Origin of the sequence: Galbibacter mesophilus (assembly GCF_023721415.1) — a bacterium.
Classification (GTDB): domain Bacteria; phylum Bacteroidota; class Bacteroidia; order Flavobacteriales; family Flavobacteriaceae; genus Galbibacter; species Galbibacter mesophilus.
In genome coordinates, this window is sequence record NZ_JAMQVC010000005.1 from 1 (window position 1) to 19,572 (window position 19,572).

Consider the following 19,572-nt stretch of genomic DNA (forward strand, 5'->3'; position numbering starts at 1 on the left):
GGTTCCGTCAACGTCCAAAGCTCCGGTTGTTCCATTTTTTGTCAACCCCGTTCCTGCAACATCGGCATTTATGGCAGCCGCATTTACAGCCCCGGCAGCTAGGTCTTCGCTAGCTATCGTTCCGTTTGAAATCTTTGCGGAAGTAATTGTCTCATCTGCTAAGTCGGCCGCTACGATAGTTCCGTTTAATATTTTAGCGGAAGTAACGGCATCATCTTTTATGTCTAGAGTAACATCTCCTAATAGCGCATTGCTATCTCCTCCGACGGTAAGGTCTGTTGAAGTAATGTTTCCATCACCGTTGATAGCAGTCCCATCAACGTCTAAAGCTCCAGTCGTTCCATTCTTTGTTAGCCCTGTTCCAGCAACATCCACATTTATGGCAGCCGCATTTACAGCTCCAGCAGCTAGGTCTTCGCTAGCTATCGTTCCGTTTGAAATCTTTGCGGAAGTAATTGTCTCATCCGTAACCTCTACTTTATATTCTGATCCTACTTTTCCATCACCTGTTATGGTAGTCGTAGTTCCATCTGTTAATTTGGTTTCCGAACCATCTGCGGCATTTGCTGAAATCTGACTGTCCACATAATTCCTAGTGGCAGCACTTTGAGCAGTTGTAGGATCTAGTAAACCAATAATTTCTTTGTCTCCAGCATCATTACCTACACCTAAAACATTCCTTAAATCCTGGTCGTCCGTATCCACTAGAGCGGCAATATCAGCTAAAGCCACCCTAACATCAGCTCCTTCAGAATCGACAATTACTAATTCATTAGTAGCTGTGTCAACAGAAAAACTAACATTAGTCGTATTTGTATCGGTTGCTGCTGCAATGTCTGTCAATGGAATTGTTACCGAGTTGTTATCACTATCGGTTAAGATTAAATTGGTGCCATCTTGAGTAAGCGTAGCGTTGGTGGTGTTGGTATCTACCGCATTCGCAATTTCAGATAAAAGTACTGATACACTTTCCCCTTCAGAATCCGTCAGCACTAAAGTTCCATCTGTGGTGTTCACCACAAAAGTTTGATTTTTTACTTTATCCCCCGAGGTCAAATCCCAAGAGCTTCCATTCCAAAAATAGAGTACTCCTGTAATTTCGTTAATATAAATATCTCCTGTTTCAACTCCATTACTATCTGCAGTGGAGCCAGCGGCTGTTACAGCTGTACCTTTTAAAACGGTACAGTCACATTGATTTTCCAGATTCACCGTTGTTTGAGAAAACGCGAATCCTGAAATAAGCAATACAAAAAGTAAAATTCTATTTTTCATGTTAGTATGTATGTTTTTAACACAATTTCTTTTTAATTTTTACGCAAAAAGTCCCCTTGCCACGTAAGCAGCATTTAAAATTTCAATAAGTTTTTTGGCTAATCTATTCTTGAATTAAGAGATCGTTTTATTTAGATCTTCATAAAGAATATAATTTTTTTGTTGCGTAATTCATTAAGGGTTTATATTGAGGGTTATTAATTCTTTCAATCGTTCAAAGTTACAGTAATAATAGGGGTTTATCGATAAAAATGATGTGTACCCATCTCATAATGTTGTATGTAAGATTAAGTGTCTTTTTCATGGATAAACTGCATTAATTTTTATTTACTCTATAGGTTTGATTTCTGTTTGTAATTACGGTTCTCACTCCCACAGAGAGGGTAGCTTCTTCAGAAGTTATTGTTCCACAGGATGATTTTGTGCTTGTTAGCAATACCTGGTATTTATTTCCATTTTGATTTACTTCAATATTAGCAAGTGTTAAATCTTTACTGGTTTCTCCCGGTATATCTGTGTAGTTGTTCCCATAGTCTGTACTTACTTGCCATTGGTAAGTTGCTACATTTTTTGCTGTAACAGAGAATGTAGTCCCTTCATCAACAAATACGAATTTATCCTCGGGTTGGTTTTCTTGGTTGATGGTAAATGGGGTAACTTTTGTTACTGCCGAAATTTCTGGAGGAGTAGGGTCGCCTGGCATGCCACCGTATTCTACTAAATATCCTTTTGGTTGGTATGCACCACTGCTTGCTCCTGTATTGGAAAGATCGTTCCAAGAACCTTCTACACCTCTGTTTGCTGAAGGGTCGTTAATATGTGCATAGTCTTCATTTCCAGATTGGTTGGGTTCTCCTGTATTCCAATTGGCATATTGAGGTGCGGGTCCTGCTAGACTTCCATTGGAAAGGCCTTGCCAAAACTGTAATCCAGCTCCGCCATTTTCTAAACCTTCTGGACCAGTAACCCATCTCCAAGTATTTTCAACAGCTTCATCACTTCCACCGATCCATCCCGCTCCTGGAGCTTGTTCGCCTAATAATTGGGCTTCGTCTGCAGCTGTTATGGTAGCTAAATATCCTGTTAAGCCATAAAAGGACCTACTTGCTGCAGCTATTTGTGCATTCTTCCATGTGATACCAATATCCGGTACGTATTCGTAATAATGCCCGCTCGATTCTAAAAAGTTCAATTCTGCAAATACAATAGAAAAATCGCGAGTCTCATCGGTTATGTTTGGTGCATTTGAAGTGAAAACAACATCGAGGATGGCTGCTTCAAATTCATCTAAAGTAGCAGGACCAGTAAGTGTTAATTTTCCTTCGAGTTCACTCCAAGAAGCTACAATGTTTGGGTGCGTGCCGTTTAATGTCAATTTATCTCCTATACCATCATTGTTTGCTGGGCCATTATCGTAATTGCTTGATATTTGTATAAAAACTTTTTCTAACTGATCCTCTTCATCTTCTATGTTAATGGATTCTACGATTGGTGTACTGTCGCCTAGACAGTGAATTTGGTTTCCAGTCGCTGTGATGGTTGGGGGCGTGTTATCATTATTGTCAATAGCGTCTCTAAAATCTACATCGCCTCCGGTGTTCGCATCAGCATCGGTATCGGGTAGCGCAATTGAACCTCCTGTGCTTGTTAAGGGATTATCGATGGTTCCCGAAGGGTCTGAATAACCAGTTGTTGCATCGGTGGTATTGTCCAATCCGTCGTTGTCTGTATCGGTATTTGATAAAGTAAGTCCAGCTTCAACTGTATCGTTGCTTCCTTCATTATCACTGTCGGCATCAAGATAGTCGGGTGTTCCATCGTTCTCAGTGTCCACGGGAGTGAGTCCGTTAGTTCCGTACGAATTATCTATTCCTTCTGAATAATTACCGCTAGGTGAAATATAACCAATGGAAGTTTGTGCTTCCACATTATCCGGGATTCCATCGTTGTCGCTGTCGAGATCCAGTTTGTTTACAATTCCGTCGTTATCTGTATCGCAAATACTTGTGATGATATTATTAACCTCATTTTGTGATAAGGCACGTTCATAATGAATAAAATCATCCATTAAACCCGCGTAGTAATTTGGGGTATTAGATCCAAAAGCGTCACCTGAGCTACGCCCAAATGCATGAGCACTTGAGTGTGGGGCCAAGCTATTGAAGCCGGTATTAAGCGTATTGCTCGGGTTACCATCCAAATATAGAATTACGTTCCCGTCTTTATAAGTTACGGCAATATGGTGCCATAAACCGTCGTTGGGAAATGTGAAAGAAGAGGTGTTTTTCTGAATACTTTGCTCCCTAACAGCACATTCCAAGATGTTGTTGTTTAAGCGAATGGCAAGACCATTGGTGCCGCCACCTTCATCCAGTAATGTTTTTGTGCCTGAAAGATTGTTGGGTTTTACCCAAAATGAATAGGAAAAATTCGTTATTTCTTTGTTTAGATAGGTTCCGTCACTGTAGGATAAATAGTTGGAAGTACCGTCGAAAATTGCAGAAGAAGAACCTCTTACTCGGTCTGCGCTAAAAGTTACGCTTCCTTCTCTAAGATTATGATTGTTCCCAGAAGCATCATTGGTTGAATTTTCCATTGGCCAATAACCATCGTAACCGCTTACCGGGTTACAATTAGTTTCTAAAATGTCTAAAATTCCGTCGTTATCATCATCTTTATCGGCCATGTTGGTTATTCCGTCTTGGTCCGTGTCCCTGGAAGCATTTGGCACTGTATAACTAGCTCCAAAGACTCTTAAACCTGTTTGGTGGCCAATGATTCTTATATATTGAAGGGCATTGCCAAGAGTGAAACTTATTGTTGTTTTCGTTGTGGTAGCGATTGACACTACTATATTGCCATTGTCAGCTCCAGAAGAATTGGATCTTTGTACGTTAAAATCTGAGGAGGCTACACTAGGGTCTGTTTGAACAACCAAGCCAATGGTAGTTCCTGCAGGTAACGAAAATGGAAATCTTAAAAGTAAATTATCTGCACCGTCAGAAGGATTTAAGGAGCTTGAGGTAAAAGTGTTTCCGGGAATTCCTTCAGCATTTGTAGGATTTGAGAAACCGTTCAAGCTAGTAGCTTGTCCTACATAACCATCAACGCTTTGCCCAATTAAAAGACACGGTAAGAATAGTATAAAAAATGTTACAGCGTAAAATTTCTTCATTCAAAATTTGAGGTTAAATATCCTTTGAGTAAAATACTTACGTAAAAGATTTTATTTTGGTTTTGTTAATGTTGTGTTAAATTCATTTTAATCGATACAAATATATTATGCATGCATAGTAATATTTTAAATTATTCGCTTAATGATAGATAATTATCGTTGTTCTGCATTCTGTCGTGTAACTTGTTAATTATTAACTCTGTAAGTGGTGTTTCTGTTGGTGATTACTGTTTTTACGTTTACTGTTAACACCGCTTCATTGGATAACAATTCACCACAGGCGTTATTGGTGTTTATAACAATTACCCTAAATCTTTTTCCGTTTAAACTGTTGGGGGTCTTTGTTATGGTTAATTCATCTGTCGTTGCTCCGCTGTAAATTCCTGTATTGGAAATATCATCCCATGTTGTTCCGTTGAAAATCTGCCATTGGTAGGCATTGCTGTTCTTTGCGGCAACATTGAAGAAAACTGAATCTCCCGTAAATATCGTTTTACTTTGGGGTTGTCCAGCTATAACAGGTTTGGGAGTGGTTTCACGATAATCAAATGTTGTATTTCCATTAAGATCCTGTGGTTGGGTATAACCATCGGTGTTTCCTGCAACTTTTCCATTGCTGTTTACGGTATTTCCTAAAAGTTGTCCAGGTTTATCTGGGTTTTCCGTGAATCCAGCTTCCAGCACATCCAAACATCCATCAGCATCAGAATCAAGGTCTTGGAAATCTGGTTTGCCGTCTGTGTCACTACTTAGAACGGTGTAATTTACTGTTCCTGCATTGGGTGAATCTTGTACGCTATCAGCAATACCATCCGTTCCAACTGTTGCTGTTAGTCTTCCATTGGAATGCGCGCCGCCGTGACCAGCTTCTACGGCATCGTAAATACCATCGTTATCACTGTCTACATCCAAATAATCTAAAATACCATCTTGATCGGTATCTGTGGGGATGCAATACTTAATATTACTAAAGGAAATCTGCACTGCTCCAGCAGGACCCGATTTACCTACTTTAAAAACTAATTTATCGATGGCCTGACCAATAGTGATTGTTACATTTCCTGCATTGGAAGTATTGGCGATATTATTGGGATTGTTGGAAGATACCGTTTTTGCACCATCGTTATTTACATTGGCAGGATTCAATACTACAAAATTACTATTGCTAAGTTTTATACGGTTGGCGCCATTAAATGCTTTTATTTCAACCACATCGCTTTCATCGATATCACCCAAGTCGATGTTTACATTGGTTACCGATTGGTTGAATTGAAATGTATGTGTAGTAGGTGCAGTATCGAAATTGGTGTTAGAGGTGTTTAGTAATAGTCCTTCTGTATTCCCGGCAATGCCAGTTTCAAACCGGAATTTGTTAAAGGTAGCTCCCGAACTTATGGTTGATGTAACATCTATCTTTACTGTTTTATAGGTTGCAATATTGGTCACAGCGTCTTTTCCGTAGTCTGTATTTAACGCCTTGGTATTTCTTAAATTTGAAGTGGCGCAATCTAATCCTTCATTTAGGTCTAAGATACCATCGTTATCATCGTCTAAGTCGCTAGTATTAGGAATTCCATCGTTATCGGCGTCGTTGTTAGCATTCACCTGTTGTAGTCCGCCATCGCTATCGTAAAAGCCGCCACCGGGATAGGCGTCCATTCCGCCTTGGGTAGAATTGGTGTTGGTAGGACTCTGGGTCCAGTCGGGAGTTATGGCATCATTAGGCATGATGATATATCCGTAGAAAACCTGATTTGGCACAATTCCTAAATCGGTTAGGCTTATAAATGTACCGGCCACCCTTTGCGGACCACCATTTTCAGCAGGCTTTAAACGACTATCGGAGTCTTGCCTTTGAAAAATAACGTAATTGGTGTCGTGGAAACTTTTTGTCCCAAACGCAGACGCAGGGATGGCTTTTAGCGTTCCATACTTGGTGGGGTTTCCGTCGGCATCAATAGAAAGTACAGCCGCAATTTTAAAGGGATCGTTTCCGTTTCTTTCAAATACGGCAAAACCTGCATTAGCTGGGGTGGCAGTAGAAATTCCTTCAGAATTAATATAATCAAACCGTTCTATATTATTTACCTGTGCACTTCCTCCTGAACCATCACCGCCAGGGTTTACAAAAGTGTTGTCCGATCCAATATTCAATCGTAAACTTCGAAACGATTCTTCAATACTACCTGCATAGCTGGGTCTCAATGCGCGCGTATTCGTGCTATTGTTTGTGTTTTCCCTTTCAAACCAAAGAATTTGGCGTCGTTGATTTCCTCCCGCAGTTCCATTTCTACGAACAAAAAACTTATCTACTAGAAAAGCAGCATCAAAGGTTTTGCCACCAGCTACGAAGGAAGCTGTTTTGCTCAATTCGTAATTATTTTGAGTGGTATTGGAGGTGCTAAATTGAAGCGTATAGTCGGTGCCTGCCGCATAGTTTGGATGACTCCCATTCCCCTTTATGGTGTAGTCATTACTACTATTGTTCACATCTACATACGAGGCATTAATACTTTCAATAGGAGTTTGAGCGCCCAGAGCAAGGGGCAAAAAAATAAATAGAAAAGCAATTCCACCGTGGGTGAAGGCTTTGCGAACGAGGTTGTAATTATTTTGCATAGCTTTTTTTGAGGGTTAAAGATTCGTTTTTAGGCAATTACGAACCTTGAAAGAGTTGGGTTTGCAAAAAATGTTAAAATTACGTTAACGTTGGTCCAAATATATGGGTAGAGATATTTTTCTTACAAAATAATGGGCTATAAAACAGTAAAGTATCGACAAACGACATAAAGGTTAGGTGTACCTTTTAATTCTGCATCGGAAAAAGTATTTCTAAGCACTGTAGAAAGGCTTATAATTTATTCTGAAGGAATTTTAACAGTTTATGCTATACAATCAGCGGGTTATGCAGAACAATTAGAGGTTTATGCAATGCAATCAGTGGGCTGTGCAGAGCGATTAGCGGGCTATGTTGTGCATCCAGTTGCTTATGCAATGCATCCAGCGGCTATGCAATACATCCAGTGGCCTATGTTAGACATCGCGTAGGTAATGTAGTGCATCCAGTGGGGTGTGTAGTGCGATTTGTGAAAGATGTATCACTTTTAAGATCCTGTTTATTTTAATTTTCTGAAGTACTTCCGTAGAAAAAATAGGATAAATGATGCTGCTTGGCACAGAATCAATTATTTTTGCAGTCCTTAAATGGATAAGCATGCGTTTAGAAGAAGAAATTAAGAAAAGAAGAACTTTCGGGATTATTTCCCACCCAGATGCAGGAAAAACCACACTAACGGAGAAGTTGCTCCTGTTTGGTGGCGCGATACAAGAAGCTGGAGCCGTTAAAAGCAATAAGATTAAAAAAGGTGCGACGAGTGATTTTATGGAGATTGAGCGCCAAAGAGGGATTTCGGTGGCAACATCGGTTTTGGCATTTAATTACGAAGGAAAGAAAATAAACATTCTTGATACGCCTGGTCACAAGGATTTTGCTGAAGATACCTTTAGAACCTTAACGGCGGTAGATAGTGTTATTGTTGTGATTGATGTGGCTAAAGGGGTTGAGGAGCAGACTGAAAAGTTGGTAGAAGTATGCCGCATGCGAAACATCCCTATGATTGTGTTTATAAACAAACTGGATCGGGAAGGAAAGGATGCTTTTGACCTTTTGGATGAAGTGGAACAAAAACTGAATCTAAGGGTAACGCCACTAAGTTTCCCTATTGGTATGGGTTACGATTTTAAAGGGATTTACAATGTTTGGGAAAAGAACATTAACCTTTTTAGTGGTGATAGCAAGAAAAATATAGAAGAAACCATTGCTTTTGATGATGTTTCCAATCCGGAATTGGAAAAGATTATAGGTGCAAAAGCAGCCGAAGAACTTCGTGAGAACTTAGAATTGGTGTATGAAGTATATCCCGATTTTAACCGTGATGAATATTTAAAGGGAGATTTGCAGCCTGTATTTTTTGGTTCGGCCTTAAATAATTTTGGAGTGCGAGAGTTGTTGGATTGTTTTGTGGAAATAGCCCCAACACCACTTCCTAAAAAATCGGAAGAACGATTGGTAAATCCGAATGAAAAGGATTTTTCTGGTTTTGTATTTAAAATCCACGCCAATATGGACCCCAAACACCGCGACCGATTGGCATTTATAAAGATTGTTTCAGGAACGTTTGAAAGGAACACGCCCTATTTACATGTTCGAAAAAACAAAAAGCTCAAGTTTTCTAGTCCGAATGCCTTTTTCGCTGAAAAGAAAGAAATTGTAGATGTTTCCTATGCAGGGGATATCGTTGGGCTTCATGATACTGGAAACTTTAAAATTGGCGATACGCTTACCCAAGGTGAAGAATTGAACTTTCGCGGCATACCCAGTTTTTCCCCGGAGCATTTCCGTTATATCAATAATGCGGACCCTATGAAGGCAAAGCAGCTGGACAAAGGAATTAGCCAGTTGATGGACGAAGGGGTGGCGCAGCTTTTTACGTTGGAAATGAATAATAGAAAGATTATTGGTACAGTAGGAGCACTGCAATATGAGGTCATCCAATACCGTCTCGAACACGAATACGGTGCTAAATGTACGTATGAAAACCTGCCGGTACATAAAGCTTGTTGGGTGGAGCCCGAAGATAAAAACAGCGAAGAATTTAAAGAGTTTAAAAGGGTGAAGCAAAAGTTTTTGGCAAAGGATAAGCAGGGACAACTGGTGTTTTTAGCAGATTCTTCATTTTCCATACAAATGACCCAGCAAAAATACCCTAGTGTAAAACTACATTTTGTTTCAGAATATAAATAAAAATAGGTTTTTCAAACCTCCTCTTAAGGTGTATCCTTATTAACGCGGTAGGTTTGGTTTCTATTGCTTATAACCGTTTTTACACCAACTTTTGTGACTGCCGCGGTGGATATGTTTTGTGAATTACATACATAGGCCGAATTGGTAAGAACCGCTCGATATTGATAATTCTGCATTGAAAAGTCAGCTTCCTTAACCGTAAGAGTGTTCGTGTTAGTTCCAGCATAGAGGGGTCCATCCGTTATATCATTAAATGGTCCACCATTGATGCTAACCTGCCACTGAAAGGCGGTTGTATGCGTAGATGCAATGTTGAGTGTGCCCGCATTTCCATCAAAAAAAGTAGTGTTTTTGGGTTGTGTGGTTATAGTAGGTCGCTGGCTAGCTACTCTATAATCAAATTTTCCATCGGTGTTGTTGTCTTTGGGCGCAGTATAACCACCTTGGCCTGTAACCACGCCGGCTGCATTTACGGAAATGGGATTGTTGCCTAAAAATCCATTTCCATCGGGATCGGTAAAACCCGCTTCCAAAACATCATTGCATCCATCGGCATCACTATCCAAAGAAATATAATCTGCGATGTTATTGTTATCAGAGTCCAAGATATTGTAATTTATATTCCCGCTGTCGGGTTGGGTCGTTGCCTGTACGCTGTTTGGAATTCCATCGGCGCCCACCGCTCCTGTCACTCTTCCGCTGGAATTGATGGTTTTTCCATGGCCTGCTTCCACCGCATCGTAAATACCGTCATTGTCACTATCTAAATCCAAACTGTTGGCAATACCGTCTCCATCGGTATCAATAGAAATACATCCTGGAGTAAAGCTTCCTTCGTTAACAGCAAAGAAAATGGGGTCTGCACCACTGGAAATCTCCAGTCTAAAAGCTACCGCCTGACTTTTTTGTGTTTCAGTTAAGTTAAATTCCGAAAGTTCTACTGCGGCAAAACGTAAACCTTTTTTTGAGTTGGCAGCATTTCGGGAATCATTTACATTGTATTGATCCACAATAGAAAAACCGACTTCCGGAATGTTATTCCATATTACTTCTACGCCATTTCCTAAATAATTTCCGTTGGCATCAAGCAGGTGCAAGCGGTTATAATTAGACCCAGAGGTAAGCAATGCACCTTGGGTTAAAAGAATATCCATGATGCCGTCGCCGTATGAGCCAGACGTTGTGCCTCCCAAACGGAATGTCCATGTATTTCCAATATTGGCAATGGTATACGCCATATCGAGTCCTCTAACGCCTTCGTACAAATAAGGGTTAAATGGAGTGCCGCCAGAGGTAAGGAGCGGACCATTTGCTTGGCTTAAGTTTCCATCCAAAGCTCTAGCTTCTAAACGTATTCCATTGGTGATTCTTGTAACGGGCTGCACGGCCACCCAAGTGGTTTCCTCTATAATTTTGTCCCCAGTACCATCATTATTAGTATCTATTCTGTCAAACCTCCCATTATTATTTGTGTCTTTTAATCTGGCATTCGGAACGCCAGTTGCATAGGTTTTACCGTTTGCTTCAAAAGCCAACAACGTAGAATGATTGTCGAATTCCTTAGGATTTAAATTGGTAGTAGAAGAGCTCCAGTAGCCCTGATAATCAGAATAAATAGCCGTAACCGCATTAGAAGAAGTTACACGAGAGGGTGGCGGACCAAAATTCCCCGTTATCTCGCATTCATCTTCCATGAGGTCTGGAATTCCGTCATTGTCATCGTCCTTGTCAATATCGTCTGTTAATCCATCACCATCGGTATCGGGCGGAGCAGTGTTTATAAAGCTTTCCGTAGTTTTTGTTTCCTTTCTACTGAAACTGTAAATAAAGTTTACTAAACCAATGATAAGAAGTGCAAATAATGTTCTTTTGACAATAGAATTGAAAATTCCGGACATTTTAAAGTAGGCTTATAATTATGGGTACTTAAAATTTTCGGCGAAAGTAAAAAAACGTAATTTGATGCGAAACTTTATGTTGACAACGGGATAAAAAAGTGGTTGAAAAGCAACTTTTAGGTTTTTTGCTTCGAAAAATCTATCTGTTTTAGGAGAACAAAAGCGGTAAAGAATTAAAAAGTTGCTAATATCCTATATTTTTAATTTCTTTGGTTAAAGGCACAAAATCGAATTTTACACATATTAGACCATGAAATTTTTAAGAAACTTATTAGCAGCTATTTTAGGGACGCTTATTGCATTGGGGATTGTAGTGATGTTTTTTGTAATCATTGCTGCGGTGGCAGGAAGTAGCGAAGAACCTATTAAGGTGAAGGATAATTCCATCCTGGAAATCACCTTCGATCAGCCGCTAAAAGACTACGGTGGGAAATATGAATTCACTGATATAGACTTTAAATTTGAAGAATATAACGGCTTGAACAATGTTCTGTTAGCGATTGAAAAGGCAGCAGAGGATGATAAAATAAAAGGAATAAGTATTTACAATTCGTTTTTAATGACGGGTTCTGCCAACACCCGAACCATTCGTGAGGCACTTGAGAAATTTAAAGAGTCTGGTAAGTTTGTGTATGCATATGGCGATTTCTATGCCCAAAAAGACTATTATTTGGCTACCGTAGCCGATTCTATTTTTTTAAATCCAACCGGGAATTTAGATTTTAGAGGACTTTCCTCGGAAGTTTTATACCTGAAAGACCTTCAAGAAAACTCAGGAATTAAAATGGAGGTAATCCGTCACGGAAAATACAAAAGTGCTGTAGAACCTTATTTAACTAACGAAATGAGTGCTGAAAATAGAGAGCAAATAAGCGAGCTGCTAGAATCCATTTGGAGTACTTACTTGGGCGATATTTCAGAGAGTAGAGGTATGGAAGTTTCTCAATTGGATGCTTTTGCAGACGAATTAGCGGCGAGAACACCTGAGCTTGCTTTACAGAATGCTTTTGTTGATAAGTTAGCCTATTTAGACGAATACAATGGTTTGTTGAGAAAACAGCTCGCTATTGAAAAAGATGAGGATATGAATAAGATTTCCATTTTGAAATACGCCGAATATGCTGCCAAGAAAGTTAAAACTGCTGGAAAAGATAAAATAGCGGTTATCTATGCCCAAGGTGAAATAGGCTACGGAAAAGGGAACGATAATTATATCGGGCAAGAAACGATGTTTAAATCCCTTAAAGATGCTCGCGAAGATGATAAAGTCAAGGCTATCGTTATGCGTATTAATTCACCAGGAGGAATGGCATTGACTTCCGATATTATTTGGAGGGAAATAGAAATTACCAAGAAAGTGAAGCCAGTGATAGTTTCCATGGGGAATTTAGCGGCTTCTGGAGGATATTACATGGCGGTTGCCGGCGATAAGATTTTTGCTGAACCTTCTACAATAACAGGGTCTATTGGTGTTTTTGCCACCATTCCAAACGTAAGCGAATTGGCAAACAAATGGGGTATTAATGCTGAACAAGTGAATACCAATAAAAATTCAACCATTTATAGTGTTTTTGAAAAAGACAACGAAAACTTTAAGAAATATGCTAAAGAGGGGATAGAAGAATTTTATCAAACCTTTTTAAAGCGTGTTTCCGACGGAAGAAATATGGAAGTTGCCGAGGTTGATAGCGTGGCTCAAGGAAGAGTTTGGACAGGTATTCAAGCGAAAGAACGCGGTTTGGTAGATGAAATTGGTGGATTGGATGATGCGGTTGCTTTTGCTGCAGAAAGTGAAGAGTTAGAAGATTACGCGGTGAAAAATTATCCAGTTTACGAAACCAGTATCGAAGAATTGTTACAAAACTTTTCCGGACTTGGTTTTATGAAAGGAAAAGAGCAATTGCTAAAAGAAGAGTTGGGCGAAGAGGCTTACCAGATTTTACAACAAATGAAGTCGGTGACTGCTAAAAAAGGCTTGCAGGCAAGAATGCCTTTTGAAATGAACATTAAGTAACGAATGACCCAACAGGATAAGAAGTTAGCATTTAAAATATACCTTTATTTAGGAGCGTTGTTTATTACTTCGCTAGTGGTTTCCAATCTTATTTTTCAAAAGTTTTTTTACTGGTATCCCTTTGGTGATTTTAAAGTTTTCGGAGCTTCTTTGTTCGAAGTTTCCGTCGGAATTTTACCTTACCCCATCACTTTTTTAATTACCGATCTCATTTCAGAAATCTATGGTAAGAAGAAAGCGAATCAAGTGGTTACGGCCGGAATATTTGCCTCTTTATTTTCCATGGGGATTGTTTTATTGGCAGATGTAGTTCCAGCCATACCCACTTCTCCCATACAAAACGATATCTTTACGAAGGTATTTGCACTTTCTCCCATTGCCGTCCTCGCTTCGATGATAGCCTATCTGTTTGCGCAATACATAGACATCACCATTTATCACTTTTGGAAAAAGCTCACAAACGGAAAATATCTATGGTTACGGAATAACTTTTCCACTTTTACTTCGCAATTTATAGATACGTTTACCGTAGTGCTTTTGCTGTGCGTTTTTAAGGTTTTACCTTGGGATTTGTTTTATGGATTAGTCGTTAGCGGCTTTCTTTTTAAAGTTTTTGTAGCTATTATCGATACACCGCTGCTTTATTTTTTCGTTTACCTATTCAAAAAAAGGTTTAAACTCAAACCAAATGAGGAGATTGATTTTGAGTTCTGATATCTCAGAAAACCACATTACGCTTTGCTGCGTGTGAATTAAAGTATGTTCGGTTTTTCTTATATTCTAAAGTTCCATCATGTCTTTAAAAACATTAAACTTTTATTAAAGTCATTTCTATTATATAGATTTTACCGCAATTTTGTTAATATTAGGGTAGTAAAAAGGCTATGTTTCAATCGGTCTTTAAAGCTACCAAACTAGAAAAAGAAAAAATGAAAAAAGCACTAAAAATAATAGGAATAATACTTGGGTTATTGGTCGTTTTCTTAATCGCCGCACCCTTTTTATTTGAAGGAAAGATAATCAAGATTGTAAAGAATACAGTCAATAAAAACATCAATGCAAAGTTTGATTTTAAAGATGCTGATGTAAGCCTCTTCCGAAGTTTCCCCGATGCTTCCGTAACGGTGGAAGAAATGCGATTGATAAATAATGCCCCATTTGAAGGGGATACTTTGGTATATGCTAAAAAAGCGAACATTAGCGTGCCGTTTATGCAAATCTTCAACGATGCAGGCGAGCCTTATTCGGTGAATTCATTCTCCATAGATGGAGCGGTAATTAATGTTTTTGTAGATGAAGGAGGAAATGCCAATTATGATATTGCTAAAAAAGAACCGGTTTCCGGAGCTGAAAAAACTTCAGAAACTACAACTTCGGAAACGATTGAAACTACTCCTGCAAGTAATAATGTTCGTCTTTCCGTAAAGAATTATGAGATTACCAACTCCCGTATAAAATATTACGATGAAAAAGGGAAAATGTATTTTGAACTTGATAGTTTAAACCATTCCGGAAAAGGAGATCTTTCTGCGGTAAAATCAGAATTGGACACCAAAACAACGGCGCTTATCTCATTTGATATGGACAGCGTAAATTACTTCCGAAGAAATCTTATACAGTTGGATGCCAAGCTGGGTGTGGATTTAGAACAGAATAAATATACATTCCTAGAAAATGAAGCCATTATTAATCAGCTTGCCTTGGTTTTTGATGGTTTTGTAAAAGTAAATGAAGACAATCAAGAAGTGGACATTACTTTTAAAACACCGTCTTCTGACTTTAAAAATTTCTTGGCAGTGATTCCTGAAGCTTATTCAAAAGATATTGCCAATGTTCAAACCACTGGTGATTTTGTGGTTCAGGGAAAACTCAAAGGTGTGGTAGATGAAGAGCACATTCCTGCTTTTGATATTGCCATAAGCTCGAGCAACGCTTCTTTTAAATATCCAGATTTGCCGCAATCGGTTAAGAATATAAATATTGACACTAAAATTGCCAATGAAAGTGGAATATTGGAGGATACGTATGTAGATATTAACAAGCTTTCTTTTATGATCGCGCAGGATGTTTTCAATGCAGAAGCACACATAAAACATCTTATGGGAAATCCGTTGGTGAATGCCAACTTGAATGGGCGGATAAACTTGGCGAACCTTTCACAAGCCTATCCTTTTCCTGCGGAACAAGATTTAAAAGGAATTTTGGATGCTAATTTGAGCACCACTTTTGATATGGAATCGATTGAAAAGGAGCAATACCAAAACACTAAAAATAGTGGAACTTTAGGTTTAAAGAATTTTGAATTTGCTTCGGAAGAAATGAAGAATCCAGTCCAAATTTCCAATGCTGCCGTTACTTTCAATACGCAAAATGTAAGTTTAAATGCCTTTGAAGCCAAAACGGGCCAAACCGATATTTCGGCTAAAGGTTCTATTCAGAATTTACTGGGTTACATGTTCAATAAAGAAACATTGAAAGGGAATTTTACTTTAAGTTCCAACAAATTTGCGGTTAACGATTTCATGACGGAAAAAACGGAAAGCTCTTCCGAGGAAAGTAAAAAAGAGGAAAATACCACCGAAACGCCAAAGACAGAAAAACCAACAACCACTGGCGGAAAAGAAGAGCAAATAAAAATCCCGTCCTTCCTCGATGCCACGATTGCCGCGAAAGCAAATACAGTTATCTACGACAATTTAACCTTGAAAGATGTTTCGGGAACGCTTATTATAAAAGATGAAGCAGTTACCCTAAAAGACTTGAATTCGAGTTTGTTTGGTGGTAAAATCGCCCTTAATGGTTCTGTTTCAACTAAAAATGAGACCCCTGTATTTAATATGGATTTAGGAATTAATAGCTTCAATATCGCTGAATCTTTTCAAGGGTTGGATATGTTAAAGGCAATAACACCTATTGCAAGTGCTTTGGAAGGAAAGCTTAATTCTAATTTTGCCATAAAAGGAAACTTAAATAATGATTTTACGCCTCAGTTGAGCACGCTTTCAGGAAATGCATTGGCAGAAGCTATTGTTAGCGGTTTTGATGCTGAAAAAGGAAAGTTGTTAAGTGCGTTAGGTACAAAATTGGATTTTCTAAGTTTCGAGGAAGGTGAAACTAAAGATGTAAAAACATCTCTTACTTTTGATAACGGACAAGTAAACGTGAAGCCTTTTAATTTAAAGTATAAAGATATTAATGTGAAGGTGGCAGGAAGTCATGGTTTTGATAAATCCATTAACTACAAAGCTACTTTTGATGTTCCAGCTAAATATTTAGGGAAGGATGTGAATAATTTAATTGCCAAACTAAACGATCCCGATGCAAAGAATATTACGGTTCCTGTAACTGCGAATATTGGTGGGACATACAGCAACCCATCAGTTTCTACCGATTTGAGTTCAACAGCAACACAATTGACGCAGAAATTGGTTGAAATGCAAAAAGATAAATACGTAAAAGAGGGTAGCGATAAAGTAAAAGATGCTATCGATAAATTCTTGGGTGGTGGAAGTTCTAAAGATACTACGGCGACCTCAGCTTCCTCTGGAAATAAACCAAAGTTGGATTCTACACAAACCAATGAAATAAAAAAAGCAGCCGATAATATTATTAAAGGCTTGTTTGGTAGTAAAAAGAAAGATACCGCTAAGGCGGAGTAAATATTATAAAAACTTGATAAACTGACATTTGTCATTTTTTACCAGAAGGGTTGCTTATAACTTTGTGGTGCAAATCATAAGGTATGAGCAATTCTTTAGTTCAGAAATACAATGTGCCTGGGCCTAGATACACTAGTTATCCCACTGTGCCTTTTTGGAATAATGATACTTTTTCAGCAGAGAAATGGGTCACATCGGTTCAAGAATCTTTCCTGGAAAATAATGGTGAACTCAGTCTTTACATACATTTGCCTTATTGCGAAAGCCTGTGTACTTTTTGTGGTTGTCATAAGCACATTACCAAACGGCATGAGGTGGAACATCCATATATTGATACCCTTCTGGCAGAGTGGAAATTGTATCTTAATTTATTTGAAACGCCACCTGTAATCAAAGAAATCCATTTAGGAGGTGGAACACCCACTTTCTTTTCTCCGGATAGTTTGAAGCGATTAATAGAAGGTATTTTTAAGTTTGCTGAAAGAGCAGCGGATTATGACTTTAGCTTTGAAGGTCATCCCAACAACACTACGAAAGAACATTTACAAACGCTGTACGATTTGGGTTTTAGACGTGTGAGTTTTGGAGTACAGGATTATAATGAAACTGTGCAAAAAGCAATTAATAGAATTCAACCTTTTGAAAACGTAAAGCGTGCAACAGAGGAAGCACGGGCTATAGGATACACATCCGTTAGTCACGATTTAATTTTTGGCCTGCCATTTCAAGAACTTGGTCACGTAGTAGATACCATTAATAAAACACTGCTGTTAATGCCAGAACGTATTGCATTTTACAGTTATGCACACGTGCCTTGGATAAAAGGCAACGGACAACGGGGATTTAGCGATGAAGACATTCCTAAAGGAGATGAAAAAAGAAAATTATATGAGATTGGGAAACAACTTTTGGAAGAATTGGGATATGTTGAAATAGGGATGGACCACTTTGCTTTAAAAGAGGATTCCTTACATGTGGCAATGGAAAACCAAAAATTGCATCGGAATTTTATGGGGTATACTACCCAAAAAACCAATTTAATGATTGGGTTGGGTGCCTCTAGCATTAGCGACAGTTGGTATGCGTTTGCACAAAACGCCAAAAGCATTAAGGAGTATACCCAGTTGGTGAAGGAAGGCATAATCCCAGTTTTCCGGGGACATGTACTGGATAAAAAGGATTTAACGACTCGAAAGCACATTTTAAATCTCATGTGCAATTTTACCACCTCATGGGAAAATAAAGGTTTGGTTTTAGAAGAAATGGATGAAATTATAGCGTCCCTTCATGAGTTTGAAAATGATCAACTTTTAACCGTTACCAATAAAGAAATAATTGTAAAAGTTGCTGGAAGACCATTTGTAAGAAATATATGCATGGCATTTGATTCATATTTAAAAGAGTCCGCCCCGCAACGACAACTGTTTTCCATGACCGTTTAAAAGTTTTGGAAAAGTTTAGATTTAAATTGACATCTTAAAAAGTCTTTAATACATAAAATAATTACTTTGGTTTGATTACCCCGTTGGCCTGTCTATTGGACACAGATAGGATTTTAGCGGGGTTTTTTTGTAGGTTTATTGCGCTACGGGCACTACGCAATTAGGTGTCGCTTTAACCATTAATTGTAAATCGGAAGGGGAAAGGTAGGGAATTCCAAGTCCTAAACCCCGGACAATAAAAAGAAGCCCAATGAGTACCACGAATACTGGAATGGCTTTGGTAATTTTTCTTCTAGCTGAAATCGACAAAAAATTCCCTAGATAAACTGCCGTAGTCATTAAAGGGATTGTTCCTAAACCAAAGAAAACCATGTAAAGAGAACTTTGGTGTGGATTTCCCAAAGCAATTGCCGTAAATAAAGCCATATAAACCAACCCGCAGGGGAGCAGCCCGTTTAAAAGTCCGATTGAAAATAATGCGGATGCTTTTTTCTTTTTTAGCTGTTTTCCTAATGCCGATTTAGCTTTTGAAATTACAAGCATTAGCTTTCGGGATAGGAAGTTACTTTTGTTGTTTCTTAGTGGAATTAATGCCAGCGATACAATTAATACACCAATAACTATTGATAGGCGCTGCTGCATACCGCTTATAAAAAGCCCTTTTCCTATCCAACCAAAAAGAAATCCAACGAAAGCGTAGGTAAGTATTCTTCCGAGGTGATAAATAAATATTTGTGCTCCTTTTTTAACGGGTTTATCGTGACTTAAAGGCAATAAAAAGGCTATGGGGCCACACATGCCAATGCAGTGAAAACTACCTAATAGACCTAATATGAATGCCGAAACCCACATGCTTTATAAATTGAGTTCTTTTTTGTAGTAATAATTTTCGGTGTTATTGTACTGCCAGTCCACCTCCAAATTCCAACGTCCTTCAGGAAGTTTGGAAATGGGCACTAAAACCTTACCGTCTATAAATTGTAGTGTCTCTTTAAAATCCAAGAGTTTATTGGAAGGGCGGTACATAATTATTTCACCAGTTACTTTTTCTACATCAATTTCTTGAGGAAATTCAACAACAATTCCTTCCGAAGTAAATTCAGTAAATAACTGATAGCCTTTTTCTTTGGTTTTATTTGCCTTATTCAGTTTAGACTGATATTCCAGTTCTTTTTTGTAATAATCTTTTGACACTAAGTCGTGTTCGTATTGTTTATTGGTATTCATTTTAATTACAAAAAACAGAATGAAGCTTATAAACAACACAAATGCAATTACGATACCTGTTCCCCAATTAATTTTCAT

General features: G+C 38.5%; 11 protein-coding genes. 5 read left to right on the plus strand and 6 right to left on the minus strand.

Annotated elements, in window-relative coordinates; translation table 11 throughout:
• The 3 genes from NDQ75_RS14540 to NDQ75_RS14550 all read right to left on the minus strand — a co-directional run.
• The coding region (locus NDQ75_RS14540; RefSeq protein ID WP_251762035.1) for a hypothetical protein at positions 1 to 1,275 on the minus strand (1,275 nt) is incomplete at its 3' end.
• Between the two features lie 316 nt (positions 1,276 to 1,591).
• The gene (locus NDQ75_RS14545) at positions 1,592 to 4,450 is read right to left on the minus strand and encodes a LamG-like jellyroll fold domain-containing protein (RefSeq protein WP_202029914.1); all 2,859 of its coding nucleotides are present in this window, start codon (positions 4,448 to 4,450) and stop codon (positions 1,592 to 1,594) included.
• A gap of 186 nt (positions 4,451 to 4,636) precedes the next feature.
• Positions 4,637 to 7,069: a hypothetical protein gene (locus tag NDQ75_RS14550; RefSeq protein WP_202029913.1), complete on the minus strand. Its 2,433-nt coding sequence runs from the start codon at positions 7,067 to 7,069 to the stop codon at positions 4,637 to 4,639.
• A gap of 595 nt (positions 7,070 to 7,664) precedes the next feature.
• On the opposite strand from NDQ75_RS14550, the gene NDQ75_RS14555 reads away from it, so the two are divergent.
• Positions 7,665 to 9,254: a peptide chain release factor 3 gene (locus NDQ75_RS14555; RefSeq protein WP_202029912.1), complete on the plus strand. Its 1,590-nt coding sequence runs from the start codon at positions 7,665 to 7,667 to the stop codon at positions 9,252 to 9,254.
• Positions 9,255 to 9,277: 23 nt separating this feature from the next.
• On the opposite strand, the gene NDQ75_RS14560 is transcribed toward NDQ75_RS14555, so the two are convergent.
• Positions 9,278 to 11,152, minus strand: a complete 1,875-nt coding sequence (locus tag NDQ75_RS14560; protein ID WP_202029911.1) for a hypothetical protein — start codon at positions 11,150 to 11,152, stop codon at positions 9,278 to 9,280.
• Positions 11,153 to 11,402: 250 nt separating this feature from the next.
• On the opposite strand from NDQ75_RS14560, the gene sppA reads away from it, so the two are divergent.
• The 4 genes from sppA to hemN all read left to right on the plus strand — a co-directional run bounded on the left by sppA (position 11,403) and on the right by hemN (position 18,267).
• The gene (sppA, locus tag NDQ75_RS14565) at positions 11,403 to 13,166 is read left to right on the plus strand and encodes a signal peptide peptidase SppA (RefSeq protein WP_202029910.1); all 1,764 of its coding nucleotides are present in this window, start codon (positions 11,403 to 11,405) and stop codon (positions 13,164 to 13,166) included.
• A 3-nt stretch (positions 13,167 to 13,169) separates the two neighbouring features.
• Entirely contained in the window at positions 13,170 to 13,880 is a 711-nt protein-coding gene (locus tag NDQ75_RS14570) for a queuosine precursor transporter (RefSeq protein WP_202029909.1), read from the plus strand.
• Positions 13,881 to 14,095: 215 nt separating this feature from the next.
• Positions 14,096 to 16,825, plus strand: a complete 2,730-nt coding sequence (locus tag NDQ75_RS14575) for an AsmA-like C-terminal region-containing protein (protein WP_202029908.1) — start codon at positions 14,096 to 14,098, stop codon at positions 16,823 to 16,825.
• 83 nt (positions 16,826 to 16,908) lie between these two features.
• Entirely contained in the window at positions 16,909 to 18,267 is a 1,359-nt protein-coding gene (gene hemN, locus NDQ75_RS14580) for an oxygen-independent coproporphyrinogen III oxidase (protein WP_202029907.1), read from the plus strand.
• Between the two features lie 135 nt (positions 18,268 to 18,402).
• Here hemN and NDQ75_RS14585 read toward each other — a convergent pair whose 3' ends face one another.
• Both NDQ75_RS14585 and NDQ75_RS14590 read right to left on the minus strand, forming a co-directional pair.
• Positions 18,403 to 19,119, minus strand: coding sequence for a sulfite exporter TauE/SafE family protein (locus tag NDQ75_RS14585; protein WP_202029906.1), 717 nt, complete (start codon positions 19,117 to 19,119; stop codon positions 18,403 to 18,405).
• A 3-nt stretch (positions 19,120 to 19,122) separates the two neighbouring features.
• Positions 19,123 to 19,572, minus strand: coding sequence for a FixH family protein (locus tag NDQ75_RS14590; protein ID WP_202029905.1), 450 nt, complete (start codon positions 19,570 to 19,572; stop codon positions 19,123 to 19,125).

Bases quoted from the DNA above. Each gene is read 5' to 3' on its own strand.
- NDQ75_RS14555 (WP_202029912.1), top strand. From the start codon at position 7,665: ATGCGTTTAGAAGAAGAAATTAAGAAAAGAAGAACTTTCGGGATTATT.
- hemN (WP_202029907.1), top strand. From the start codon at position 16,909: ATGAGCAATTCTTTAGTTCAGAAATACAATGTGCCTGGGCCTAGATAC.
- NDQ75_RS14575 (WP_202029908.1), top strand. From the start codon at position 14,096: ATGAAAAAAGCACTAAAAATAATAGGAATAATACTTGGGTTATTGGTC.
- sppA (WP_202029910.1), top strand. From the start codon at position 11,403: ATGAAATTTTTAAGAAACTTATTAGCAGCTATTTTAGGGACGCTTATT.
- NDQ75_RS14570 (WP_202029909.1), top strand. From the start codon at position 13,170: ATGACCCAACAGGATAAGAAGTTAGCATTTAAAATATACCTTTATTTA.
- NDQ75_RS14560 (WP_202029911.1), bottom strand. From the start codon at position 11,152: ATGTCCGGAATTTTCAATTCTATTGTCAAAAGAACATTATTTGCACTT.
- NDQ75_RS14590 (WP_202029905.1), bottom strand. From the start codon at position 19,572: ATGAAAATTAATTGGGGAACAGGTATCGTAATTGCATTTGTGTTGTTT.
- NDQ75_RS14545 (WP_202029914.1), bottom strand. From the start codon at position 4,450: ATGAAGAAATTTTACGCTGTAACATTTTTTATACTATTCTTACCGTGT.
- NDQ75_RS14550 (WP_202029913.1), bottom strand. From the start codon at position 7,069: ATGCAAAATAATTACAACCTCGTTCGCAAAGCCTTCACCCACGGTGGA.
- NDQ75_RS14585 (WP_202029906.1), bottom strand. From the start codon at position 19,119: ATGTGGGTTTCGGCATTCATATTAGGTCTATTAGGTAGTTTTCACTGC.